The sequence below is a fragment of the Helicobacter sp. T3_23-1059 genome (genome assembly GCF_053654515.1).
In genome coordinates, this window is sequence record NZ_JBSIUV010000007.1 from 61,271 (window position 1) to 85,812 (window position 24,542).

18 protein-coding genes and 2 pseudogenes are annotated in these 24,542 nt (G+C 40.7%); 12 read left to right on the forward strand and 8 right to left on the reverse strand.

Going from position 1 to position 24,542, the window contains the following annotated elements; all coding sequences use genetic code 11:
- Positions 1-374 precede the first annotated feature (374 nt).
- Entirely contained in the window at positions 375-857 is a 483-nt protein-coding gene (gene fliW, locus ACWIX0_RS03475; RefSeq protein WP_454171977.1) for a flagellar assembly protein FliW, read from the forward strand.
- Positions 858-1,073: 216 nt separating this feature from the next.
- On the opposite strand, the gene ACWIX0_RS03480 is transcribed toward fliW (ACWIX0_RS03475), so the two are convergent.
- From ACWIX0_RS03480 to ACWIX0_RS03510, 7 genes and pseudogenes are all read right to left on the reverse strand, one after another.
- Positions 1,074-1,532 (reverse strand): PaaI family thioesterase, encoded by a 459-nt coding sequence (locus ACWIX0_RS03480; RefSeq protein WP_454171979.1) that lies wholly within the window; start codon positions 1,530-1,532, stop codon positions 1,074-1,076.
- Positions 1,533-2,846 (reverse strand): DUF1698 domain-containing protein, encoded by a 1,314-nt coding sequence (locus ACWIX0_RS03485; protein ID WP_454171980.1) that lies wholly within the window; start codon positions 2,844-2,846, stop codon positions 1,533-1,535. It lies immediately after the preceding gene.
- 276 nt (positions 2,847-3,122) lie between these two features.
- Positions 3,123-3,518: a type II toxin-antitoxin system PemK/MazF family toxin gene (locus tag ACWIX0_RS03490; RefSeq protein WP_454171982.1), complete on the reverse strand. Its 396-nt coding sequence runs from the start codon at positions 3,516-3,518 to the stop codon at positions 3,123-3,125.
- A 42-nt stretch (positions 3,519-3,560) separates the two neighbouring features.
- Positions 3,561-3,800, reverse strand: a complete 240-nt coding sequence (locus tag ACWIX0_RS03495; RefSeq protein WP_454171983.1) for an AbrB/MazE/SpoVT family DNA-binding domain-containing protein — start codon at positions 3,798-3,800, stop codon at positions 3,561-3,563.
- 413 nt (positions 3,801-4,213) lie between these two features.
- The gene (cysS, locus tag ACWIX0_RS03500) at positions 4,214-5,722 is read right to left on the reverse strand and encodes a cysteine--tRNA ligase (RefSeq protein ID WP_454172003.1); all 1,509 of its coding nucleotides are present in this window, start codon (positions 5,720-5,722) and stop codon (positions 4,214-4,216) included.
- Between the two features lie 51 nt (positions 5,723-5,773).
- Positions 5,774-6,982 (reverse strand): lipid II flippase MurJ, encoded by a 1,209-nt coding sequence (locus ACWIX0_RS03505; RefSeq protein ID WP_454172005.1) that lies wholly within the window; start codon positions 6,980-6,982, stop codon positions 5,774-5,776.
- Positions 6,983-7,018: 36 nt separating this feature from the next.
- Positions 7,019-7,669: pseudogene (locus ACWIX0_RS03510) on the reverse strand (lipid II flippase MurJ); the annotation flags it as partial.
- 263 nt (positions 7,670-7,932) lie between these two features.
- Between ACWIX0_RS03510 and fliW (ACWIX0_RS03515) the strand changes: the two are divergent.
- From fliW (ACWIX0_RS03515) to ACWIX0_RS03565, 11 genes and pseudogenes are all read left to right on the forward strand, one after another.
- Positions 7,933-8,361 carry a flagellar assembly protein FliW gene (gene fliW, locus ACWIX0_RS03515; protein ID WP_454171985.1) on the forward strand — a complete coding sequence of 143 codons (429 nt, stop codon included), beginning with the start codon at positions 7,933-7,935 and terminating at the stop codon, positions 8,359-8,361.
- 55 nt (positions 8,362-8,416) lie between these two features.
- Positions 8,417-8,563, forward strand: a pseudogene (locus tag ACWIX0_RS03520) (glycosyltransferase); the annotation flags it as partial.
- Positions 8,564-8,587: 24 nt separating this feature from the next.
- On the forward strand, positions 8,588-10,252 hold the full coding sequence (locus ACWIX0_RS03525; RefSeq protein WP_454172007.1) for a UDP-N-acetylglucosamine--N-acetylmuramyl-(pentapeptide) pyrophosphoryl-undecaprenol N-acetylglucosamine transferase: 1,665 nt from the start codon (positions 8,588-8,590) through the stop codon (positions 10,250-10,252).
- 82 nt (positions 10,253-10,334) lie between these two features.
- Positions 10,335-11,612 carry a glycosyltransferase family 2 protein gene (locus ACWIX0_RS03530; protein WP_454171987.1) on the forward strand — a complete coding sequence of 426 codons (1,278 nt, stop codon included), beginning with the start codon at positions 10,335-10,337 and terminating at the stop codon, positions 11,610-11,612.
- Between the two features lie 37 nt (positions 11,613-11,649).
- Positions 11,650-13,515 (forward strand): glucosyltransferase domain-containing protein, encoded by a 1,866-nt coding sequence (locus ACWIX0_RS03535; protein WP_454171989.1) that lies wholly within the window; start codon positions 11,650-11,652, stop codon positions 13,513-13,515.
- A gap of 46 nt (positions 13,516-13,561) precedes the next feature.
- On the forward strand, positions 13,562-14,548 hold the full coding sequence (gap, locus tag ACWIX0_RS03540; RefSeq protein WP_454171990.1) for a type I glyceraldehyde-3-phosphate dehydrogenase: 987 nt from the start codon (positions 13,562-13,564) through the stop codon (positions 14,546-14,548).
- A gap of 51 nt (positions 14,549-14,599) precedes the next feature.
- Positions 14,600-15,925: a glucose-6-phosphate isomerase gene (locus tag ACWIX0_RS03545; RefSeq protein ID WP_454171992.1), complete on the forward strand. Its 1,326-nt coding sequence runs from the start codon at positions 14,600-14,602 to the stop codon at positions 15,923-15,925.
- Between the two features lie 276 nt (positions 15,926-16,201).
- Positions 16,202-16,693: a phosphatidylglycerophosphatase A family protein gene (locus tag ACWIX0_RS03550; protein ID WP_454172008.1), complete on the forward strand. Its 492-nt coding sequence runs from the start codon at positions 16,202-16,204 to the stop codon at positions 16,691-16,693.
- 112 nt (positions 16,694-16,805) lie between these two features.
- Complete coding sequence (alaS, locus tag ACWIX0_RS03555) at positions 16,806-20,237, forward strand: alanine--tRNA ligase (RefSeq protein WP_454171994.1); 3,432 nt, start codon at positions 16,806-16,808, stop codon at positions 20,235-20,237.
- 143 nt (positions 20,238-20,380) lie between these two features.
- Positions 20,381-22,432 carry a methionine--tRNA ligase gene (metG, locus tag ACWIX0_RS03560; RefSeq protein WP_454171996.1) on the forward strand — a complete coding sequence of 684 codons (2,052 nt, stop codon included), beginning with the start codon at positions 20,381-20,383 and terminating at the stop codon, positions 22,430-22,432.
- Positions 22,432-23,661 (forward strand): hypothetical protein, encoded by a 1,230-nt coding sequence (locus ACWIX0_RS03565; protein ID WP_454171997.1) that lies wholly within the window; start codon positions 22,432-22,434, stop codon positions 23,659-23,661. Before metG ends, ACWIX0_RS03565 begins: the two co-directional genes overlap by 1 nt.
- A 139-nt stretch (positions 23,662-23,800) precedes the next feature.
- Here the strand turns inward: ACWIX0_RS03565 and ACWIX0_RS03570 are convergent.
- Positions 23,801-24,542, reverse strand: a 742-nt coding sequence (locus ACWIX0_RS03570; protein ID WP_454171999.1) for a HaeII family restriction endonuclease, incomplete at its 5' end; no start/stop codon positions are given.

A 24,542-nucleotide genomic window follows, 5' to 3' on the forward strand; every position in this document is an offset into this window, starting at 1 on the left:
TTTTTAGCATTTGATAGCCAAAAATATCGCAAAAAATAACGGCGTAATTTAAGAAAACTTTAATATTTAGTTGATTTTGCGCGGATTGTAGCACAGATTTTGCAATGTGTAGTCAAAATTTTGTGCCTTAAAATAAGATTTTTTACCATAAATGGTGCGATTATGAGAAACTCACAAGCCATAACAACACTGCCAAAAAACACAAAATCAGGAAAAATTCACTAAAATTTTGCCTAACAAATTGATTTTATAGCCAAAATTGGATAGAATCTTTGATTTAAAAACGACAAATTTACTTTACATAATGAAAAATTGTGCGATTCTAAAATTTAGAATCTAAGCCCAAAAATATGACTACAATAAAAAGGTGTGATATGGATTTCGATATAAAATCTCCTATCTTAGGTTTTGAAGATGTTACACAAATGACATTGGATAAGATTGATGATATTTTTATGAGACTAAGCAATACTAATGGCACAGCTCCTGTGTTTGTGCTGATAAATCCTTTTGCGTTGCGCAAATATGATTTTGAAGTACCTGTGGCTATGGAGTTGTTGCTAGATTTAAAAAATTCCAAAAATATCCTTATTGCCAATATTATGGTAATGCAAACGCCTATCCAAAATTCTACGATAAATTTCCTTGCCCCACTTGTGTTTAATTTTGACAATAAAACGATGGCACAAATCGTCCTAGATAGCTTCAAATACCCAGCTTATGGCATAGCAGAGCCTATCTCAAAATGGTATAAAGAGGACGAAGAACCATCAAATGATGATTCTAGCGATTCGCAAAAAAATAAAACTAGCAAAGATAAACAAGAATCTAGCAAGAAATCTAGTAAAAATAAGTAAAATCTCCCCCACGCCATAAAGCCCACAAAAACCTAAAAAAGCGCATCAAAAAATAGCGAAAAACAGCGTATAAAATACAAAATCTACATAGACTTCTATATCAAACTTTCCATATAAACTCCGCAGATAAAAAGCAATTTAGCAAAATCTAATAAATCCTACAAACTACTTAAAATCTACGATTCCCGTGCTTTGCAAAATCCTTGCCGTTCAACCTTACGGTTGCTCCGCGTTCTCTTTTAGCTTCAATTTAAATAACTTTTTATCAAAAATAACAATGTAAAAAAGCCCATCAAAAATCTTAATATCTAGCACAAAACCTTCGACTTTGACTTCGCATTTGCGCATATCACCCACTAGCGTTTTTGCCTTAAATTCGACTCGTTGATTGGTTTCCACAGGGGCTAAAAACTTCACATCAGAGCCTATGATGATAGAGTTTTTCTTATTTATCGCACATAGTGCTGCAAAGCCCGCCGCGCTATGGACAAACCCTGTGTGTGTGATACCCGCATCTACCTCCATATCCTCACGCGTGGTTAGCACTACTGTGGCTTTGTCCTTGCTGATTTCCTCCATTTCGCCACAAAAATGCACATTGATAGCATTGCCTATCACGCGCTCATCAGGGAATAATCTATCGATTTTTTCCTCTTCTTTTTCTTCATCTGCCATTTATTTTCTCCTTAGCTTAAAATACGCTCTTTTTGGCGCAGGATAGCCCTCAATCGTCTTTGTAAAATCCTCTTTATCAAGGAAAGATTCTAGGCTTAGAGAGGTTATCCATTTGGTGTGCCTTTGCTCATCTGTCGTGGTAGGCACTATGGCTAGCAGCTCCACTTTGTCAAACCCACATCGTTGCGCCCACCCCTCAAAAGCCCTCACACTTGGGATAAAAAATACATTAGGCATTTTAGCATAACTTTTTTTAGGGCAAAGCACAAATTCCGTGTTTGAGAGATTGTCTAAAATCTTGTTTGTGGCATTTTTTGCGATTTTTTGCGCTATTTTTTTTGCGCTATTTGACTTAGAGGATTTGCCCCCCCGCTCGCATAAAAACACCTCATCTAAACATTCATCAATATATTTTTCCAAAAATCCCTCTCCCAAAAAATCCTGCATTTCCACCACAAGCGTATCTACAAACGCCACCCCACCAGAATCTAGCGCGTTTGATAGTGATTTTAGCGTGCTAAAAACATCAGCCCTATGATATAGCACACCTAGACAAAAAAGCACATCAAATTTTGGATTTTTTGCCCTTGTGGCAGGATTTTGTGTTACAGGCTTTTTGCTAGTCTTGCTAGCATATTTTGCTATGATATTTGCAGTGTTTGAGACGCAGGATTTTAGCGCGTTTTTTGGATCGGCTAGGTATTCGCCCAAATCCTGCACCCCCAAAAGCTCATAGAAAATTGGCAGTCCCAAAAAATGATTGATAAAACAGAATTGACAAAAAAATAACGCACTAGGATCAAACCCCACTAATAAGCGCGGTTTATGCAAACTCATCGCAAACAGGTAAAATCCATTATTGCACCCTATGTCGCCTACGATAGCGTTTTCTAGGAGATTTTCTTTTAATATATGTGGCAGTAATAAATCCCATTTGATAAAGCTTTGCCATTCACTATCGATATGCAAATCCCCCAAAAAAAATGGTCCCTTTCGCCACGAGCGCAAATCTAGGGCTAGGGATTCTAGCGCGTAGTATGGATTTTGTGTGTTTTTGTCGCAGGATTTTGCTACGAGGGTGGATTTTGAGGACATTTTGGAGGTGGTTTTTGAAGTAGATTTTATGCTAGATTTTGTTTTTTGTAGCGTAGGTTTTGCAAGATTAGATTTTATATCAGGGATTTTTATGCGTATGCCATCTTGGTAGCTGTATTCATACGCATCTGGGAAAATCTCGCTTAGCGCGCTAATCCTAGATAGAAGTGGCGGGATAGGTTTGGCATTAAGCAAGTTATATTTATCATATATTTGCATTATAGATTTTGCTACCTTTTAGATTTTTGTTTAGATTTTTTTACAATTTTGGAGGTTTGCGTTTGTGGTATTAGATTTTGCGTTAAATAGCGATGATTTGCAATTATAAAAGATTTGCATAAATTTAGGGATAATTAAAGTGTTTAGTTGTTGTGGTGGTGGGTGTTGGTAGCCCAAAATAAATCCAAAATCAATCTAAAATCTAACCAAAATTATGCACCCCCACCCCTGCGCCATAAATATGGATTAAACCAAATAAATATAGATTAAAATGACTTAATTTAGCGCGAATTGTAATCCTAAAAGGCTAGCTAGTAGTTTTTTGATTTGGTAGATTTTGGATATATGCACTTTTGCAATTAGTCTTGCGTTTCTTTGCGCAAAATCTATGCTTTTTATTTGGTCGCTTAAAATCATCATTTTTTGCTTTAGCGTGATAGGCACTTCAAATGGATAATCCCTAATCTGGCTTGTGATAGGCACGCACACGCAAAGTCCGCTTGCTTTATTGTAGCTTAGTGGGCTTAGCACGACTGCTAGTCTTTGTCTTGGTTTGATTTCATGTGCTTGTGGAAAATCTTTGGCTTCGTTAAGATTTTGTCCCTCATCATTTGGTATAAAATCTAGCGATACCACATCGCCTAATTCTGGTATATATTTTTTGGCTATCATAGATTTATGCTCCTATATGTTTTTTATGTTTGTTTGGCATTTTTACCATTCTTTGCCTTGCGTATTGTAGTTGCTCCATTCGCCCGCGATATTTAGATTTGCCTCATTTATCCCCCTGCAAATCTCTTCGATACTTCGGTGTTTTTGCATTATGATTCCATTGCTATCTAGCACAAACATATCTAGCTCGCTATCCTCGCTTAAGCGAAGTTCTTGGGCGATTTCATCAGGGATACGAACGATTAGAAAATTGCTAAGTTTTTTTAGTTTTACGCGCTTCATTGTTAAATCCTTACATAAGAGTTATGACTTTAGTCTTGCTAAAGCGATTTTTAGACTTAGCTTTTGTAAAGCTAGGGAGGCGATTCTACACTAAAAAATTTAACTAAATCATAAAAATTATTGTTTATTTATATGAAATATGTCAAACATACAACGCCTTTAGAAAACTGCGTTATGTCTTTATTTATGTCTTTGTGTCCGTGGTTAAATCATAACTAAAATCGTGGCTAAATGTATCGCAACGCAAACGGGAGCAAAGACAAGAGATACAAAAATAGCATTATAAAAACGGCTAGAGAGATTTTGCCTATTTTTTGCTTTTTTTGTCTTGCTTTTTGTCTTGCTTTTTGCCTATTTTTTAGCTAGATCCTCGCTAGATTTTGGTTAGATTTTGTCTCTTTGTTAGCTAGATTTTATTCTATTTTTTCCCACACGCTACCTTGTGGCGTGTCTAGCACTATGATTCCCTCCCCTGCTAGCTCATCTCGCAAAGCATCAGCTAAAGCAAAATCTTTATCTTTTTTTGCCTGCGCTCTTTTAGCGATTTTGGATTCTATTTGCGCTTTTTGTGCCTCATCTACACCTTGTTGAAAATACTCCACCTCATCGCCCCCGCCAATCCCTAGCAAATATTCCACAAAATCGATATTTGCTAAAATCTGTTCTTTTAGATTTTTATCTTTCGGATTTTTATCTAGGCTTGAATTTGCGTTATTTAGCATTTCTTCTAGCACGCTTAGAGCCTTTGAGATGTTTAAATCATCGCTCATCGCTTCTAGTATATTTTTTGCAAAATCGTTATGTTTATCGCCCATTGATTTTGTGCTAGATTTTGTGGCAAACTCTCTCAAATCCTGCGCACTTTTAGATTTTGTTTCGCTAGATTTTGCCTCATTAGATTTTATGTTTGAAACGCCATTTACGCGCTTTTTTAGCCGATAGATTTTATCTAGCCGTTTTTTACTAGCCAATAAATCCTCCTCACTAAAATGCAACACAGCCCGATAATGCACGCCAAGCAAGTAGTTTCTTAATACCTCGCCGCTATACGCATTTAAGGCATCTTTGATAAAAAAACTATTGCCAAGTGATTTGCTCATTTTTTCGCCATTGATATTTACAAACCCATTATGCACCCAATATTTAGCGATTTCTCGCCCTGTGGCACAGCGCGTTTGACTTGCTTCATTTTCGTGATGAGGGAAAAGCAAATCCGCCCCCCCTCCGTGAATATCTATGGCAAAATCCGCGCTTTCTTGCAGGCTATATGCAAGGCTAGATTCTATCATTGCAGAGCATTCGATATGCCAGCCCGGACGCCCTAGCCCTAGCGGACTTTCATACCCCTCATCATCTGTGCCTTTGTAGCTTTTCCACAGGGCAAAATCCCTCTCATCTTTTTTGTGCGTGTCGTTTTTGATTCTCGCTAGATTTTCGTCCTCATCGCCTCCGCGAGTGCTGATAGAGCCATATTTTGCGTCTTTTTGCACGCTTAGATAAATATCGCCATTTTCTAGCGTGTAAGCCACACTAGAATCTAGCAGTGTTTTTATAAGGCTAGAGATTTGTGGGATATTTTCGCTTGCTTTTGGGGAAATATCTGCAGGCAGGACTTTTAGGGCTAGCATATCTTTTTCATACGATTTTGTGTATGTATCCGCTAGGGATTGTATGGATATGCCTTGAGTGTGGGCTTTTTTGATGATTTTGTCATCTATATCGGTGATATTTTTGACAAACAACACTTCATAGCCATTTAGCAGTAGCACACGGCGGAGCAAATCAAACGCAATCGAGCTTCTTGCGTGCCCTAAATGCGCATCATCATACACCGTAGGACCGCATACATAGATTCTAGCTTTGCCTTTTTTTATGGGGGCAAATGGGAGTTTAGATTTTTGCCTGCTATCATAAAAATATATTTGCATCGTAGTTGCTTCCTTTAAGAAATAAACTAAAAAACTATTTTGGCATTATGGAATCTGCACAAATGATATAAATATCCATAAAAATGCCACTTCAAGCCCGATAAATACTACCAAAAACGCGCTAAGTTTAGAATCTGCAATTATACCCCAAAACTTAGCAAACCCAAAGGCTTTTATCGTAAGCAAAAAAAGCACAAACCCACTCAAACTACCCGCTAAAGCAAGCCCAAACGCCCCTAAAAACTGCATAAAAATAAGCGAAAATCCCACACCTATCCCAAGTGAAATCGCTGAAATCTTTGCAGCAAGAGCCTGCCTCATAGTCGCATACAAATACAGCGAAAAAATACGCGCTAGCCCAAAAGGCACAAGCCCCACCATATAGCCCGCAAACACCAGCGCGCACTCTATCGTATCAGCCCTGCTAAATTTGCCGTGCTCATAAAGTAGCCAAATGATATGTTGATTTAGCATTGCCCCGCCAATAGCGCAAGCAAGGAGCATAAAGCACAAAAACCAAAACGACTTTTTCATTGATTTTAGGGCGCTTGCTTCCTGCCCTGCTTTGATAGATTTTGCCACCATAGGAAAAAGCGCGGTAGAAATCGCTATGGCAAAAATAGCAAGTGGGAGCTGAAAAATGCGGTTTGCATAGTAAAGATAAGAGATAGAGCCACTAGCAAGAAAAGAGGCTAAAATCGTATCAATAAAAGAGGCGATTTGGGCAGTAGAGCTACCTAGCATCGCAGGGAGGAATTGCGTAAAAAAAGCTTTTAGCTCGGATTTGATTTTGTTTGCTAGGGATTGTTTTTTGGCGTCATTGCGAGCGCAACTTGTTGCGCGTGGCAATCCATTTTTGGATACTTCGGGCGTAAAACCCTCAGTATGACAAGATTTTGGGTTGTCGCACTCCTCGTTATTGCTCGCTTGCAATGACGATTTTGCATTGGAATCTAGGCTAGATTTTGGGCTAGATTCTAAGGTGGATTTTACCCTCCCCTTAAGCCCTCTCTCCGCAAGGGAGGGGGGATTTTTTTTATCATTTGTAGCCCCCTCCGCCACATTTTGACAATTTGGGGAGGGGGGATTATTATTTTCACTAAAATCAATATTGTTTTGACTAAAATCTATGCCATTTTCCCCTACAATTCTAGTATTTGCGGTGTGGCTGTGTAAGTTTTTTGGATTTTTTGGAATGTTAGCGGACTTGGTGTCCGTGCATTCCAAAAAATCCAAAATCTTACCACATTGCATACCCAAAGACGAATTGCCCACGCTAAAAAAGGCTTTTTTTAGTTCTAATACCCCGCATACAAACAACCTCCAAAACCCAAGACTCCACAACGGATAAAAATGCAACAACACTTGTGCTACCCCTCCTATTATCACTCCATAGCTTACAAAATACACGATTTCTAGCTCATCTTTGCCCCTTGCGACAAACAACGCCACAATCATTGCAATATTTAATAACGCTGTGTTATACGCGCTTACCCAAAAATGCCCTTTATACTGCAAAAGCGCGCTAAAAAATGTTACCCAAAATACTAATAGCAAATACCAAAAATGTATCGTCACAATAGGCTTTGCAATCTCTATCAAAGAATCATCAAAGCCAAGTGCCAAAATCCGCGTAACCCCCCCGCTAAATACCATAACAAAAAGGCTTAAAACAATCAAAATCCCGCTAAAAATACTAAGTGTTAGCACACTAAATGCACCTTTTTTGCTAGAAGCAATAAAATTTGGCAAAAAACTCTGAGTAAAAGCCCCCTCCCCAAAGATTCTGCGAAATAGATTTGGGAATTTAAACGCTACAAAAAATATATCACTATAAATCCCAGCCCCCAAAATATTTGCCATACTCAAATCCCGCAAAAATCCAAAAATACGAGAACATAGGATTCCGCTACTATTGGTTAGAAACGCTTTTTTTAGCACAAATTTCCTTTAGGCTTATTAGATTTTGCATATTTAGGCTTTGCAAGATATAAACTTAAGAGATACAAATTTGCAAGACATAAATCAAAAAAGCCTTGATTATAGCATAGTTTGGTAGATTTTCTATTGAGAGAAGTTTGAAGCAAATTTAGGTAACAAAATTAGGCACAAAGTTTGCTTTACGCTTGCTAAATGCAAGACCATAAAACCCGACAAAAAGCCCCAAAAATACGCAAAAAACACACAAAAACTAAGGAGATTGTATGCGCTATGCTATAAAAGCCCCTATTTTAGGATTTGAATACATAACAAGTGTTGATCTTGTCAAAATCGATGAGTATTTCTCTAAAATCATCGCTACAAACCAAAATATCGCCAATGAGTATGGCACAAACCAAATCGCCCACAACATAGAAATGATGCTTGTAAATCCCTATGCCTTGCGTGAATACAGCTTTGTAATCCCAAAATATATAGAAAGCCTGCTAGACATCAAAAACGATTCTAGTTTGGAGGTGTATTGCATTGTCGTGCTTCAGCGAAATGTGGAGGATTCTATGGTAAATTTTCTAGCTCCCCTTGTGTTTAACACAGCAAATAAAACCGCAGGGCAAATCGCTCTATCAATGATAGAATATCCAGATTTTGGATTTAAAGAAAGCCTAAAATCTTTTATGCGACAAGGCGCGTAAGCCACATCTCATAAATATCGCACAAATATTGAAAAATATCATTAAGGTATAAGATTTGGCATTGCTTATCACAGGTGGAGGCACGGGAGGGCATTTAGCCATTGCTTTGGCACTTGGCGAGGAGCTAAATAGGAGGGGGGTAGAAGTGGTGTATGTGGGCTCTGTTAATGGGCAAGATAGGCAATGGTTTGGTAGTTTTGATAGCAATGGCAATTCGTATTTGGGTATGCAATGTGGTAAGATTTTGGATTTTTTGGAATGCACGGACGAGCAGTCCGCTAACATTCCAAAAAATCCAAAAAACTTACACAGCCACACCGCAAATGCTAGAATTGTAAGGGAAAGTGGCATAGATTTTAGTCAAAACAATATTGATTTTAGTGAAAATAATAATCCCCCCTTCCCAAATTGTCAAAATGTGGCGGAGAGGGCTACAAATGATAAAAAAAGTCCCCCCTCCCTTGCGGAAAGAGGGCTTAAGGGGAGGGAAAAACCCACCTTAGAATCTAGCCCAAAATCTAGCCTAGAATCTAATGCAGAATCGTCATTGGAAACGGATTTGCAAAATCCGCGTGGCAATCCAAATTCCCCCCTCCCTTGCGGAGGGGGGCAAGGGGGGTTGGTAAAAACTAGCGATAATCTGTCATTGCGAGAAAATCGGCAGGATTTTCGTAGCAATCCACAAACAAAACCTTGTCATACTGAGGGGGCGCAAGCGACCGAAGTATCTCAAAGCACACGAAGTGAAAGTTTTTTACTGCACCAAAACAGAGATATTTTGCTAACGCTCAATATGACAAATAACGCACAATGCACAAAATCCGACACAAATGTCGCAAAAATAACTTGCCACGCAAATGCAGACGCATTTGCCTTTAATGACAGCGCAAAAAATGTCATAGAATCTAAAAATAGCACAAAACAGCAAAACCCCCTATTTGTAGCTACTTATTTTTTGCAAACTTCAGGCGTGGTTGATAAACGCGGTATAGGCAAAATCCTATCGCTTTTTTCTCACCTAAAAAACCTAAAAAAGATTTATCACATTTTCAAAAAACACGACATAAAAGCCGTAATCAGCGTAGGTGGCTTTAGTGCTGCGCCTGCTAGCTTTGGCGCGATAATCTTTGGCAAGCCTCTTTTTATCCACGAACAAAACGCCATAAAAGGCAGGCTAAACGCGCTTTTATCGCCATTTGCAAGATGCGTATTTAGCTCATTTGGGGCAAATCACATAGCATACCCTACCAAAACCCAAGCAAGAGCAAATGCCCGCATACGAGATGAAGTCAAAACCATCGCCTTTATCGGTGGCTCTCAAGGCGCACGCACGATAAACGCCCTAGCCATAAAATTATCAAAAACGCTTTTAGAGAGAGGATTTAGCATTATCCACCAATGCGGACAAAATGAGCTAAAATCCACACAAGAAGCCTATAAAAAATTAGGCATAACTTATCGTTTAGAAGGACATTTGCAGGCTAATGATTCTAGCAACAACATAGATATTTTTGGCTTTAGCAAAGATATTATCTCTAAACTAAATAGGGCTGATATTTGCATAGGCAGGGCTGGGGCTAGCTCTGTGTGGGAAAATGCAGCGTTAGGCTTGCCAATGATATATATCCCATACCCTTACGCCGCAAGCAATCATCAAGCCCATAATGCAGAATTTTTCACTTCAAAAGAGCTAGGATTTGTAGTCCTAGAAGATAAGGGCGAAAAAAGCGCACAAAAACTAGAATCTATGGAAAAACAGATTCTAACGCATATTGATTTTTTTGCCAAAAACAATAAAAAGCTAGAATCTATATCCACCGCACTTATCGCCCTAGCAAAAGAAAATGGCGCACAAAAAATCATTGATGAGATTTTAGAAACGCTAAATTAGGGATTTAATATTAGTTTATTTCTACGGATTACAATTCTACGATTTTAAGCTTTTGAAGCTATTTTATATATGTGAGTTTGCTATGAATACCAATGTATCAAATACTTTAAAAAACCCTGCCAAACAATCCTCTAAAGCTAGCCCAAGTAGCCAAAATAACCAAAATCAAATCGTAGGGCTATCCATAGTAGTCCCCTGCTACAATGAAGAAATATCCCTGCCACCTTTTATGGCAGAAATCACAAAAGTGATGAATGGCATTGTCCCGTTATTAGAGCAAAATCTAACGCTTTTAAGCGGGGATTTTGCAGATTTTATTAAAGCAGATTTTGGTAGGGAGGATTTTAGTGCTGATTCTAGTAGCGCAAATGCGAATGCAAGCGCATTTTTACCCTATGAGATTATTTTTGTAAATGACGGAAGCAGGGATAAAACACTCCAAGTGCTAGATAGTATCAAAGCCCAAGAATCCACCCAAAAAGACGAAAGTCAAAAAAGACAAATCCATATCCATTCTTTCTCGCGCAATTTTGGCAAAGAAGCCGCCATACTAGCAGGACTTCAAAAAGCGCGTGGGCAAGGCGTGATATTGCTTGATGCGGATTTGCAAGACCCACCAAGACTAATCACTGATATGGTGCGCATCTGGCTAGAATCTAAACGAGAGACAAAAGTCATCTACGCCTGTCGCACCACTCGCGCAGGAGAGTCCAAAATCCGCGCTTTTTTAAGCGAGCTGTTTTACAAGGTTTCAAACTTTATCAGCGAAGTCAAAATCGAATCTGGCGTGAGGGATTTTCGCCTAATGGATAAAGAAGTCATCACTTCACTTTTGCAGATGAATGAATATCATCGCTTTTGCAAAGCAATGTTTGCGTGGGTAGGATACAAGCGCGAGAAGCTAGAGTATGAGTATATCCCGCATATTAAAGAATCCTCTAGCTGGAGTTTTTGGAAGCTATTTAAATACGCAGTGGAAGGAATCGTAAGCTTTAGCACGATGCCTTTGCGATTAGCATTTGTATTTGGGTTTATCATCTCTGCGTTTGCGGTGGTGTTTGGGATATATCGCATTATTGATACGATTATCTATGGCAATGCCGTAGCTGGCTACCCTAGCCTTATTGTTATCATTAGTTTTATCGGCGGGATTGAGCTTATCATACTAGGTGTCATAGGCGAATACATCGCTAGAATCTATGAGCAGGTAAAATCTCGCCCCCATTTTATACTTGAAAACCGACATTTGCAAAATCGCCACGATGATAATGATGATAATGCAGGCTTGAGAGACAATAATAAACCGCATAAAGCAAACTCCACCCCAAAATCTAATGGCTCTAAAAGCGCGCTTTTTTAAGCATTAAAAACAATCAAAAACACAAAAAAGGATACAAATGGATTCACAAAATTCTAACAAATCTACCAAAACTCTATCGCCCATCCCAAAGCCTACATTTAAGATCTTTGCTGAAATCTTTAGCGAGTTTCGCACCGCTAGCCTAGCCCTTTTTCAGACGCAGGGATTTTGGAAATATTTTTTAATCGCCTTTAGCCTCTATCTTTTAGGCATTATGAGTATTATCCGCGCTGATGTGTATTATATCGATGATTTAGGTCGTGCGGCTATCGGGTATAAAGAATGGGATAATTTCTCGCGCTATATTAGCTGGTTTCTCTCCACTCCTATGCACATGAGCACTACTCTTAGTGATATTGCCCCCCTTACACAGCTTGTAGCCATTGCGTTTCTTAGCTTTGCATCGGTGATTCTTGTGTGGAGTGTGCGTGAGATTATATGGAAAAATGAAGATAGATTGTGGGAATCTAGCGAAATCCCAAACAAAAAGCGACTAACCGTTATGGGGATTATCGCTTCTGTGCCTATCGGGCTATCCCCGTATTTTTTAGAGGAGCTATCTTTCCGCTTTGATTCTCCATATATGGCATTATCCGTGCTTTTTAGCGTGATACCATTTGTATTTATCCACCATATCAAAGCCTATATTCCTGTGAGTTTTCTTTGCTCGCTTGGTATGTGTATGACTTATCAAGCAAGTAGCGGGATAGAAATCATTTTAGTATCATTTTTTGCATTTTTGATGCTAAACCAAACAAACGCAGGGCTTAAAAAAACACTGATTTTTGTGTGCGTGTCAATGTGTTGTTACTTGCTTGCATTAGGTGTATTTAAGCTATTTATTATGCACCCATTTGCTCACGATCAAGCAAGCACAGAAATGTATCATTTAGCTGAACTTCCAAACGGATTTATCAAAAATATCATAATGTATGTGGGATATTTGTGGAATGATTTTGGGTGGAGCGGGATAAAAATCTGCTTTTTTGGTGTTTTGGGATTTTTTGTGCTATCTAGCATATATCAAGCAAGGGTAGATAAAGCCATCTCAGCCCTGCTAGCGATATGTATGCTTGCTATTGGGATTGTGTTTTCTTATGGGACTTATTTAGTGCTTGTAGAGCCACTTACCCGTCCGCGTGCGTTTATCGGTATAGGCGTATTTAGTGCGACTATTAGCGTGTATGTAGTGAGCGCGTGGAGAGGCTGGGCGCATAGGAGAGAGGAAATCGCACGGGCAAATAGCGAAAATCTAATCACAAGAAACGCAGCTCAAAGGACATTTTTTGTGTTATCTGCTGTGGTGGCTGGCTTTTTTTCTTGGTCGCTGATTGTTTTTGCCAACTCCTATGGCAACGCGCTTTCAGCCCAAAATAAATATTTAGATTTTCGTTTTACACTGCTTTTAGATGATTTGGTAAATTCTGTGCCAAAAAAAGCAGCGGATTACCAAAACTACCTCTATCGCATAAAAGGGTGGGTTACTGCTTCCCCTGTGGTAGAAAACTCCTCCAAAGACAATCGCATAATGAAACGGCTTGTGGATATTACCGATAGCAAGTATTGGGTGCGAATGGCGATGAAACACTATGGCTGGGGCGATGTGCCAGAATCTCAAGTGTTTGTAACGCCCGATAATGAAGATCACCAAAAACTAGCTGAAAATCCGCACTGTATCCCACAGAGCGCAGGGAAGCTACTAAAGCGCGTAAGCAATATCTATCATCAAATCGATGTCTATCCGCATTGCACGATTATTGAGTTTAAGGGCAAGGAGCGGTATTTGCACGACTATCAAGAAGAACTAGAGCAAGAAAAGCTAAAAGCACAAGAAGAAAAACTAGAAGAACAGCGACTAGAGGAAGCAAAATCTAAGCAATCAAATAAGCAAAAACGCAAGTAAAACTCATATAAAACGCGTAGCAAGATAATATTAAGGAGAATTGATTATGAAAAAAATCGCCATAAATGGCACAGGCAGAATCGGGCTTTGTGCCGCTAGAATCATCGGGCAACGAGATGACATAGAGCTAGTCGCGCTAAATACCACCGCAGATATTGACACGCTTTTGCACTTGCTAAAATACGATTCTGTGCATAGGGGTTATGAGGCTAGCAAAGTCGATGAGACACATTTAGCCATCGGCAAATCAAAAAAGGTAAAAATCCTAAGCGATAGAGAGCCAAAAAATGTAGATTTTTCAGCTTTTGGCGCAAGTGGCGTGATTGAATGCACGGGCAAATTTAACTCATTAGAAAAATCTAGTGTGCATTTGCGCGACAACATAAAGCGCGTGATTATCTCTGCCCCCGCAGATAATGCCCCAACCTTTGTCTATGGCGTAAATCATAACGACTACAAAGGCGAGCAAGTCATCTCAAATGCCTCCTGCACGACAAATGCCCTAGCACCCATAGCTAAAATCTTGCACGAAAGATTTGACATACAATCAGCCCTTATGACAACGGTGCATAGCTATACAAATGACCAAAATGTGCTAGATGTAAAGCACAAAGACATTCGCCGTGCGCGTGCTTGTGCGCTAAATATTATCCCCACTAGTTCAGGTGCTGCAAAAGCAGTTGGGCTTGTTATCCCGCAGTTAAAAGGCAAGTTTAATGGATTTGCCGTGCGCGTGCCAACCCCCGATGTAAGCCTTGTAGATTTGAGCGCAAATCTAAGCAAAGAAGCAAGCATAGAGGAAATAAACAATGCTTTTAGGCAGGCGCAAGATTCTAGTATGAAAGGCATCATATTTGTAGATGAGGACAAATGCGTATCAAGCGATTTTATCGGCTCTCCTTATAGCGCAATCATCATTCCAGACAAAACGCTAGCCATTGGCAAATCTATCAAAGTGCTTGCGTGGTATGATAATGAAATGGGGTATTCAAGGAGGCTTGTAGATATGACTTTATGGGCGTTGGAGCATTAGATTTTGCAAATCCTCTAAACGCTACAAAATCAAATAAAATAGGAAATCTAAATGTTAGTTTTTTCGCATAATTTTTATGACAATCACGCAGACACAAAGACAAATAATGAGATTTTTGCCAAAATCTTAAAAGAGAGAGAAAATGGCGTAAGTGGGTATTATGCCCTGCCTTTTGAAAATAGGGCGTGTGAGGATATAGCTAGATTTTGCAAGCGCAAAAAAGAGCTACTAGCAAGCATAGAAAATATCGTTTTAGTCGGCATAGGCGGAAGCTCGCTTGGGACAAAGGCGATTTATCATTTGTTGCGTTATGCAAAAGATTACAAAGATAGCAAGCAAGATTTAAAAACTTCGCGCAAAAATCCACCCAAAATCATATTTTTAGAGCATACAGACGCGCTTAGTATCCCGCAGGATTTGTCAAATATTTCGCTAGATTCCACGCTGTTTATGGTTATTTCCAAATCAGGTAGCACTATTGAGACTGCTAGCTTGCTAAAATATGTCATTGCTAGATTTGACTTGCTAGATTCTTATCAAAACAAAGAGCATTTGCTTTGTATCACTGATGAGGGTTCGGCATTGCAAGATTTTGCGAGCAATGAGGGGGTAGAATGCCTTACAATCAATCCAAGTGTAGGAGGTAGATTCTCCGTGCTTAGCGCGGTGGGGCTTACTCCTTTGGCATTGCTAGGGTTTGATATTAGCGAGATTTTGCGCGGTGCTAGGGAGTTTATGGAGGGGTTTTTTGCACGCAAAGAAGAGCATATTTTGACAAAGGCTAGCTTTTTTGCTAAACATTATGAGACATACCCTATCACTACGGTTTTTTCGTATTCAAGCATTTTTAGGGAGTTTAACGCGTGGTTTGTGCAGCTTTGGGGGGAGAGTTTAGGCAAGATAAATTCGCAGGGCAAAGCTGTGGGGCTAAGCCCTGTGGGACTTATAGGCAGTATTGATCAGCATTCATTTTTACAGCTAATCATCGAGGGCAGAGCCGATAAAAGCGTAACTTTTTTGTCCCTATCAAAAAACGCGCTAAAAAGTCAAAATCTAATCACAAATCCGCCCAAAATCCCAAACCTTAGCCTACACTCCATAGAATCTAGCGATTTTGCAAATGGCATAGATTTTAGTGAATTGCTAGATAGGCAGAGGGTGGCGACTTTTGAAACGCTAGAGGGGCTAGAGGATAGAGAGATTCCGCTAGATTCTATTGTGTTAGATGAGCTAAATGAAGCTAGTGTAGGGGCTTTGATAGTTTATTTTGAGTTGCTTACCTCTGCTGTTGGCGTTGCTTTAGGCATAAATACTTATGACCAGCCCGCCGTAGAGCTAGGCAAAAAGCGACTAAAAGATGGATTTATAAATCCATAAGCTATGTAAAATCTACAAAGAAATATAATGCAAACAAATCATCAAAATAATGCCATCAGAGCAAAATCTAGCAACGCAAAATCTAACAACGATTGTAAGGATAAAACAAATGCAAATAACGCAGATTTTAAGCTAGATTCTAGCCAAAAAAATAACGCAGATTTTGTGGAGGATTTTAGGGGGGATTTTAGTAAGGATTTTGCAAATGAGTCTAACAAATCCGCACAAAAAAACACAAACCAAACAGCAAAATCAAACACCACAAATCTTGCCCAAATCGCGTTTTTAAGCGTTTTTTGGGTGGGTAAATGCAAAAAAGCTAGCGGGACTATGGGTAGCATAGCGGGTGTGGCTTTTGGATTGCCGATTTTATATTTTTCCTCGCAGACGCTTTTTTTGCTAGCTATTTTTGTGGGACTGCTAGCCATAAAGCAAGTAAATCTCTATGAGGCTCAAAACGCGCACAAAGAGGGCTTTTGCCACGATGAAAGCTGGATAGTCATCGATGAAGTGGTGGGCGTGTGGATAGCCCTATCTATCGCGTGTTTTGCTGAGATTAGCATTCTTGGTGTGGCAAGTGCGTTTGTGCTTTTTCGCGTATTTGATATATGCAAGCCCTCACTCATTGGCAAAATCGATAAAGAAGCAAAAGGCGGGCTAGGCGTAGTAGGCGATGATGCTCTAGCAGGGCTAATCGCAGGGATAGCTAGCCTTGTAGTGCTACAAAGCGCAAAGGTGGGGAATGATTTTTTAGCGCGATTGTTATAGATTTTGTGAAAATTTTGATTAAGATTTGTAGATTTTGCATAGCAAAATGCGTATTTTAGGGATAATGGAACGATTATTGATTATTTAGTGCAATTTTTTAACGAGGTTTTTAATGCGACATAGCATCAATGATAAAGCTGACATAATGGACATTCGGGCGTTGTTTTTGGAATTTTTTGCGAGCAAGCAAGGCAAACTAGGCACAAAATCTCAAGCACACGAGACAAACGCACAATCTAGCGACACGATACACGCGAGCACGGATTCTAGCGCGCTAGCCCCAAACAGCGCAAAATCTAGCACGCAAGGCGGGCATACAATCTATGATTCTATGCCTTTAGTGCCTGATGATAGCAGTTTGCTTTTCACAAACGCGGGAATGGTGCAGTTTAAAGACATTTTTACGGGCAAGATTCCCACGCCCACGCCTCCGCGTGCGACTAGCTCACAGCTATGTATCCGTGCAGGTGGCAAGCACAATGACTTAGAAAATGTCGGCTACACCGCCCGCCACCACACGCTTTTTGAAATGCTGGGTAACTTTAGCTTTGGGGATTATTTCAAGCGCGAGGCGATTGCATTTGCGTGGGAGTTTGTAACGGAGGTTTTAAAATTTGATAAAAGCCTGCTGTATGTAACGGTGCATACAAGCGATGATGAGGCTTACGAGCTATGGCAGGAGCATATCGCGCCAGAACGAATCAAAAAAATGGGCGATAAAGATAATTTTTGGCAAATGGGCGACACAGGACCTTGCGGACCTTGCAGTGAGATTTACATCGACCAAGGGGAGCGGTATTTCAACGGAAGCGAGGATTATTTCGGTGGGGAGGGCGATAGATTTTTAGAGATTTGGAATCTTGTCTTTATGCAGTATGAGCAAAAAGACGGCGTGCGAACCCCCCTACCTCGCCCAAGTATCGATACGGGAATGGGGCTAGAGCGCGTGTATGCGCTCAAAGAGGGCAAAATCAATAATTACGACACTTCGCTTTTCGCGCCCTTAATGGCGTGTATCGAAAATCTCACAGGGCGTAAATATGTGCGCGATGATGAGGTGGCGGATTGTAAAAATGGCGGAGATTTGGTGGATTGCCACGAATCCGCTAGCGCGGATTCTCGCAATGACAAAATGGTTTGTCATACTGAGGCAGTAGCCGAAGTATCCCAAAAATCTAACAATAGAGATATTTCGGTTTTTTCAAAGCCTCAATATGACAAGAAAAACGCACATTGTCTTCCTCAGGCGTTAGCCGAAGTATCCAAGCAAGAATCAAATTGTCATACTTCAGCGCAAGCCCGAAGTATCTCAAAGCACAATAAAGAAATTTTTCGCTCCGCTCAAAATGACAACATTGCAGATTTATCGCAAAAAGCTGAATTGCTCAAAGCCCAAGCGTCTTTTCGCGTCATCGCTGACCATTCACGGAGCGTGGCATTTTTGCTTGCGCAAGGGGTAAATTTCGACAAAGAGGGGCGAGGCTATGTGCTTCGCAGAATCTTGCGCCGAGCAGTGCGACACGGCTACTTGCTGGGGCTTAAAAAGCCCTTTTTATACGAAGTGGTGGGCGAAGTGTGCGAGAGTATGGGCGCGCATTATGGCTACTTGCTCGAGCGCAAAAGCGCGATAATGGAGCAATGCAAAAACGAAGAAGCGCGGTTTTTTGAGACCATCGAAGCGGGAATGGAACTCTTTAATGAGGAATTGCAAAAACTTATGCAAACCACGAAAAAGGACAAAAAATCAGAATCTGATTTAAAATCAAGCAAGCAAGATTCTCGAGCGGAAGTATTTTCGAGGGATTTTGTGGGTTGTCAAGCGCGAAGCGAGGGAGTTACCAAAGGGGTAATGACCGAAGCTAAGCGCGAAGACTCCCGCAAAAGCACCGAAAAGACAACGCGCATAAAGCACATTTTTAGCGGGGAAGTGGCATTCAAACTTTATGACACTTACGGATTCCCGCTTGATTTGACGCAAGATATGCTCCGTGAAAGCGGAATCGAAGTGGATTTGGTGGCGTTTGACAAATGTATGAACGAGCAAAAATCGCGCTCCAAGAAAAGCTGGAAAGGCAGTGGCGATGAGGTGAAAAATGGCGATTTTAACGCGCTTTTAAGCGAATTTGGCGAAAATGCGTTTGTGGGCTATGAGAGCGTGAGCGCAGAATCTAAGATTTTGGCGTTGCTTGATTCTAGCTTTAAGCGCGTAGAATCTCTCAAAAGTGGCGAGAGTGGCTGGGTGATGCTTGATAGGACGCCATTTTATCCTGAAAGTGGCGGCCCCATAGGCGATAAAGGCACACTAAATCCCCCCCTCCCTTGCGGAGGGGGGCTAGGGGGGAGGGTAAAATCCTCTAGCAATAAAAGTTTTGATATTTCTAAAACCCACCCCCAAACCCCCTCCGCAAGGGAGGGGGCTTCCCATTTGGATTCTAAAAAAAGCGGTGGGTGTGGCGAGATTCTCGCAGAAGTGGTGGATACAAAGAAGTTTTTTGGGCTTAATCTTAGTCAAGTGCAAGTCAAAAGCGAACTCAAAGCAAGCGAGGCAATTTGTGCAAATGTGGATTCTAATGCGCGTGCAGAAATCGCCAAGCACCACAGCGCGACACATTTGCTCCACCTTGCGTTACGAGAGATTTTGGGCTCTCATATCGCCCAAGCAGGAAGTCTGGTAGAATCTACGCGCTTGCGCTTTGACTTCTCCCACCCAAACGCCCTCACAGCCGAGCAAATCGAGCAAATCCAAGATTGTGTCAATGCGCGGATTTGGCAGGGGGATTCCCAACAATGCGAGATAATGCCAATCGCACAGGCGAAAGCAAAGGGCGCGTGCGCGCTCTTTGGCGAGAAGTATGGCGAGGAAGTGCGCGTCATCACTTTTGGGGAGTCTATCGAGCTATGCGGGGGAATCCACACGCCAAACACCGCGCAAATCGGCAGTTTTTACATTGTCAAAGAGAGTGGTGTCTCAAGCGGAGTGCGCAGAATCGAAGCGGTATGCGGGCGTGCGGGCTATGAATACGCTAAAAACGCGCTCAATGAGGGCAAACAAGCGCGCTTAGAGCTAAAAAGCAACAACATAATAGAAGCCATCGCCAAACTCAAGCAAAGCGCGAAAATGGCAAAAAAGGGCGGGGCTTTAAATGGCGGTGCAAGCGGAAATCTAAGCACCAAAACCTTGCAAGCTAAGCAAGTAAATGGCATAACACTCATCGTGCAAAGTATCGAGGGCGCAGACATAGCCGAGCTCAAAGAGGCGGTGGATAATGCCAAAAATCAGCACGGCGCAAATGGCGTGGCAGTTTTGCTCGCCTCATATAATGATGGCAAAATCTTGCTTGTCGCGGGCGTGAAAAATGCGAACATCAAAGCGGGCGAGTGGGTAAAGAGTGTGGCACAGAGTTTGGGAGGCAATGGCGGGGGCAGAGATGACTTCGCCCAAGCGGGAGTGAAAATGGAGGGGGTAGATTCTCACGCGATAGAATCCAAAATAAAAGACGCCTTGCAAAAAGCAACAGAAATAGCCAAAAAGGCATTAGCCTAGCGCGTAAATGTAGCTAAAAAACAAAATTTTTGCAAAAAGACATTTACGCACAAAACGCCAAAATTAGCTAAAATCTTATGCAAAACGCTTTAGGCTAAAACCACAGAATCTAACCACAAATAATCACAAAACTAAGGACAAAAATGTCAAACAAAAAATCTCTTATCACTACGCCTATCTACTATGTCAATGATGTCCCACATATCGGGCATACCTACTCCACCATCATCGCTGATATGCTAAAAAAATACAAATGGCTAAATGGGCAAGATGTTTTTTTGCTGACAGGCACAGATGAGCACGGGCAAAAAATCGAGCAATCGGCCAAAGCAAGACATAAAACACCAAAACAATATGCCGATGAGATAAGCTCTAAATTCCGTGATTTGTGGGATAAACTAGGCATTGGGTATGATTATTTTATACGCACCACTGATGAAAATCATAAACACGCGGTCGCAAAGGTATTTGAAGCGATGTGTGCTAGCAAAGATGTGTATTTGGGGGAATATGAGGGGGATTATTGTGTCAGCTGTGAGAGCTACTACACGGGGGTAGAAAACGGCAAATGCCCAGAGTGCCCGGGCGATAAACCGCTAACCAAAATCAAAGAGGAGAGCTATTTTTTCGCGCTATCTCGTTATGAAAAACGGCTATTAGAATGGTATCAAAAAGGCTCTATTTTGCCCATTCACAAGCGCAATGAAGTCATAGCCTTTGTAGAGGGAGGATTGAAAGATTTATCCATTTCGCGCACTAGCTTTGAGTGGGGAATCAAACTGCCAAAAATCGCTGTGCCAAATGGGCTAGATTCTAGCACTCTTGCCATACCCAAAAAGCAACACATAGCGTATGTATGGCTTGACGCGCTGTTTAATTACATTAGTGCGCTTGGTTTTTATCAGCAAGATTTTGTAGCAACTTCTAATGTGGCTAAGCAAGAGTATTGGCAAGACGCCACGCATATCGTTGGCAAAGATATTTTGCGATTTCACGCGGTGTATTGGCCTGCGTTTTTGATGAGTTTGGGGCTACCCCTGCCCTCTCATATCTATGCGCACGGGTGGTGGCTACGAGATGGGGCAAAGATGAGCAAATCACTTGGAAATGTCATAAATCCTAGCGAATTTGCCCGCGCTTATGGGATTGAAAATCTACGATTTTACTTGCTAAGAGAAGCACCATTTGGGCAAGATGGGGATTTTAGTCAAAAAGCATTGCTAAAGCGCATAAATAGCGAACTTGGTAATGATTTAGGCAATTTGTTAAATCGCTTAATAGGAATCGCGGATAAATACACAGATTTGCGCATAAAATCACAGGATTTTGAATCGCTGTATAAGAGCGAATGGCAGGAAGCAAACGCGATTTTTGCCGAGCTAGAATCTAAGATGGAAGAGATGAATATCAAAGGCTATATTGAGGATATTTGGCGTGTGTTGCACCTTGCTAATGCAAGTGTGGCGAAGTATGAGCCGTGGAATCTACACAAAAACGGCGATAAAGACGCATTAAACGGGCTTTTAGCATTGCTTGCTAACTTGTTATTAAAAGTTGCGTTTGCTCTTTATCCCATAATGCCAAAAACTATGCAAAGCATAGCAAGTGCGTTTAGCGTGGAGATTTCGCCTAATAATTTTAAGGCATTGATGAAAGAAAATGTGGTGTTTAGGGATTTATCCGTGCAAAAAGTGCCACCACTTTTTAGCAAAATCGACAAACTCCTAATCGATGAAAACTACGCAACAACATCAAATACAAAATCTAGCACAAATGATTCTACCAACGCTCAAAAAGCGCAAAATCTAGCAGGGCAACAAATCGATGGAGTAGCCACCTTGCAAGATTTACAAAATCAAATTAGCCAAAATCAAATTAGCATAGATGATTTTGCCAAAGTAGAAATCAAAATAGGCGAGATTATATCTTGCACTCCTGTGCCAAAATCTAGCAAACTTTTGCGCTTAAATATCGATTTAGGAGAATCTAGCCCTAGAGTAGTGCTATCAGGTATCGCGCAGTTTTATGACGCACAAGAGCTTATCGGCAGGCAAGTTTGCGTGGTGGCAAACCTAAAACCAGCCAAACTTATGGGCGAGCTAAGCTATGGAATGATACTTGCTAGCAAAGATGAAAACGGCTTGTCTTTGCTAGGCATCGACAAAAAACGCAAAAATGGAAGTAAGGTAAGCTAGTGAGAGTATCTGAAGCGAGTGAAATCATTTGCGGGCAACTCATCAATGAGCCATCAATAGGCTCTTTTGAGGGGTTTGCTACAAAAATCGAAGATGTCAAAAGGGGCGTGCTGTTTTTTGCGCTAGATAGAGATGAGATTGATTTGGCGTTAGAAAAGGGGGCATTTGGCGTGGTGTTTGATAGTCAAGCACAAATGCGAAATGTCGAAGTAGCGTGGATAAAAGTCGATAATATTCAGCATTCTCTTATCCGCTTAGTGCGATACTTGCTCGTTGGCAAAAAAATAGAGATTATCTTGCTTAGCGAGATTCAATACAGCATTGCAAAAGAGATAATCCGCGCAAAAGAAGTGTTGTTTTTTGATGATTGTTTAAGTAATTTTGCAGGCGAACCAAACAGATATAGCCACTACGCTACCAATAAAGATAGCCCCCTAAGTAGCACCACGCAAGCAAGACTTCCTATCCAAGAGCTACTTGATGGTATCGTAAAGCAAAATCCTCGCAAAATCATCACTTCATTACAAGGCATAGCAGATTTAAGCATCGAGGAATACACCACCTGCATAAACCCTAAGCATTCTCCGCTTGATATTATCACCCCTCATCAAATCTTTGAAAGCAAGTTTTATCACAAAGTGAGTGCGTATCAGATTCCATTGCCTGCGGTATTTCTCCCCGAGCTTGGAGCGGTGGTGGAGCTGTGTCTAAGAGAGGGCGATGAGCTATCTTTTGAGTTGCGAGATTTTGCGCCACTAGAGAGATTACTGCCTATTGCGCTATCCCCAGAGGCAAAAATCCTCCCGCTTGGCAAAAGCAATAAAGTCGCTATTCCAACTCATAGCGTAGAGATATTTTTGCGCTATGCAAAATATCTAAAAGAAAATGCAAAGTTTGGCGAGTTGGCGTTTTTTGTCCCTAGAATCTTAGGCGAAAAAGAGATGAAAATCTTTGCTCCAATCGATGAAAATAGCGATGAAAATGATGAATATGGGGGGTATTCAAAAGTAGGATTTTATCTTTGTGAAGAGAATCTAAATGATAGTAGTCAAAAAGACGAAAATGACAGAGAAAAGCTAGAAGCGATATGCTATGACTCATCAAATGAATTGCCAAAAATGCTAAAGCTAGAGCGATTTAATTTCGCCCTTGTGCTAGGGATTAGCACGGAGGGGCTAATTTTTGTGCTAAATGAAGCTAGCAAGGATACTTCGCCTGTGTTATTTTAGGATATTTATGGTATTTGAAGTTTGATTGCTTTGTATGCGTTATTAGAATCTAAAATTTTATCTTTTTGTTTTTAAATTATCTAAGCCCGCCTCACAGACAAAAATCGCATTATCTGTGATTTTTATTTTTTACTTCCCTTTAAATTTTAAAAATCTCATCTTGTGGCAATGCTTCATATCCCCTGCTTGTCAGCATACTAGGCAAATCCTTTGTAGGTGGAAATTCCTCCATTATCTCTACTTGCAAATTACGCAACACTTCATCACCTAGCAAGTCTTTATATTTTCCTCGCAACGCCTTTTCATACCATTCAACCAAATGCGATTGCGTGATAATGCTAGCGATTTTAACACCATAGCCTATTTGTGATAAAATCGAGGCGATAATGTCTTTTTGCGCGTCTTTGCAAACGATGACAACTTTATCGCTTCGCACGCCTTGCGTGATATTGTGCGCCATTTCAGTTTCAAGGCTTAAATGTTTGATTTGCACTGCTATGCCAAAATTTGCATACATATCAAGCCCTCTATCTGCCGCATTTGTAACGCCTACGCGATAAAAACGCGCTTTTTGCGTAATATTAAAATTTGCCCTACTAATGCCAATGACAGATTTTGCAAAATCAGCAAACTCATCTAACAAAGGGAGTTTTTGTGGATTTATGCCTATGTTGATTTGTAATTCTAATGCCTGTGTTATGCTTTCAAATAACGCGTAAGTAATGATTTCATAGATTTTATCAATGCTACGCTTTAGTCCTGCTTCGCGCCAAAATAAATCGATAAATTCTTTGATTTGAAATGTCGCTTTATCGGCATTTATGCAATAAGCAAGCGCGTTTTTAAGTTGCGTATATTTATTTGTGAATTGATTATAAATA

Coding starts and splice junctions, on each gene's coding strand:
- alaS (WP_454171994.1), top strand. CDS start 16,806: ATGCGACATAGCATCAATGATAAAGCTGACATAATGGACATTCGGGCG.
- metG (WP_454171996.1), top strand. CDS start 20,381: ATGTCAAACAAAAAATCTCTTATCACTACGCCTATCTACTATGTCAAT.
- ACWIX0_RS03545 (WP_454171992.1), top strand. CDS start 14,600: ATGTTAGTTTTTTCGCATAATTTTTATGACAATCACGCAGACACAAAG.
- ACWIX0_RS03495 (WP_454171983.1), bottom strand. CDS start 3,800: ATGAAGCGCGTAAAACTAAAAAAACTTAGCAATTTTCTAATCGTTCGT.
- ACWIX0_RS03485 (WP_454171980.1), bottom strand. CDS start 2,846: ATGCAAATATATGATAAATATAACTTGCTTAATGCCAAACCTATCCCG.
- ACWIX0_RS03535 (WP_454171989.1), top strand. CDS start 11,650: ATGGATTCACAAAATTCTAACAAATCTACCAAAACTCTATCGCCCATC.
- fliW (WP_454171985.1), top strand. CDS start 7,933: ATGCGCTATGCTATAAAAGCCCCTATTTTAGGATTTGAATACATAACA.
- ACWIX0_RS03480 (WP_454171979.1), bottom strand. CDS start 1,532: ATGGCAGATGAAGAAAAAGAAGAGGAAAAAATCGATAGATTATTCCCT.
- ACWIX0_RS03525 (WP_454172007.1), top strand. CDS start 8,588: ATGCAATGTGGTAAGATTTTGGATTTTTTGGAATGCACGGACGAGCAG.
- ACWIX0_RS03490 (WP_454171982.1), bottom strand. CDS start 3,518: ATGATAGCCAAAAAATATATACCAGAATTAGGCGATGTGGTATCGCTA.
- ACWIX0_RS03530 (WP_454171987.1), top strand. CDS start 10,335: ATGAATACCAATGTATCAAATACTTTAAAAAACCCTGCCAAACAATCC.
- ACWIX0_RS03505 (WP_454172005.1), bottom strand. CDS start 6,982: ATGCAATGTGGTAAGATTTTGGATTTTTTGGAATGCACGGACACCAAG.
- fliW (WP_454171977.1), top strand. CDS start 375: ATGGATTTCGATATAAAATCTCCTATCTTAGGTTTTGAAGATGTTACA.
- gap (WP_454171990.1), top strand. CDS start 13,562: ATGAAAAAAATCGCCATAAATGGCACAGGCAGAATCGGGCTTTGTGCC.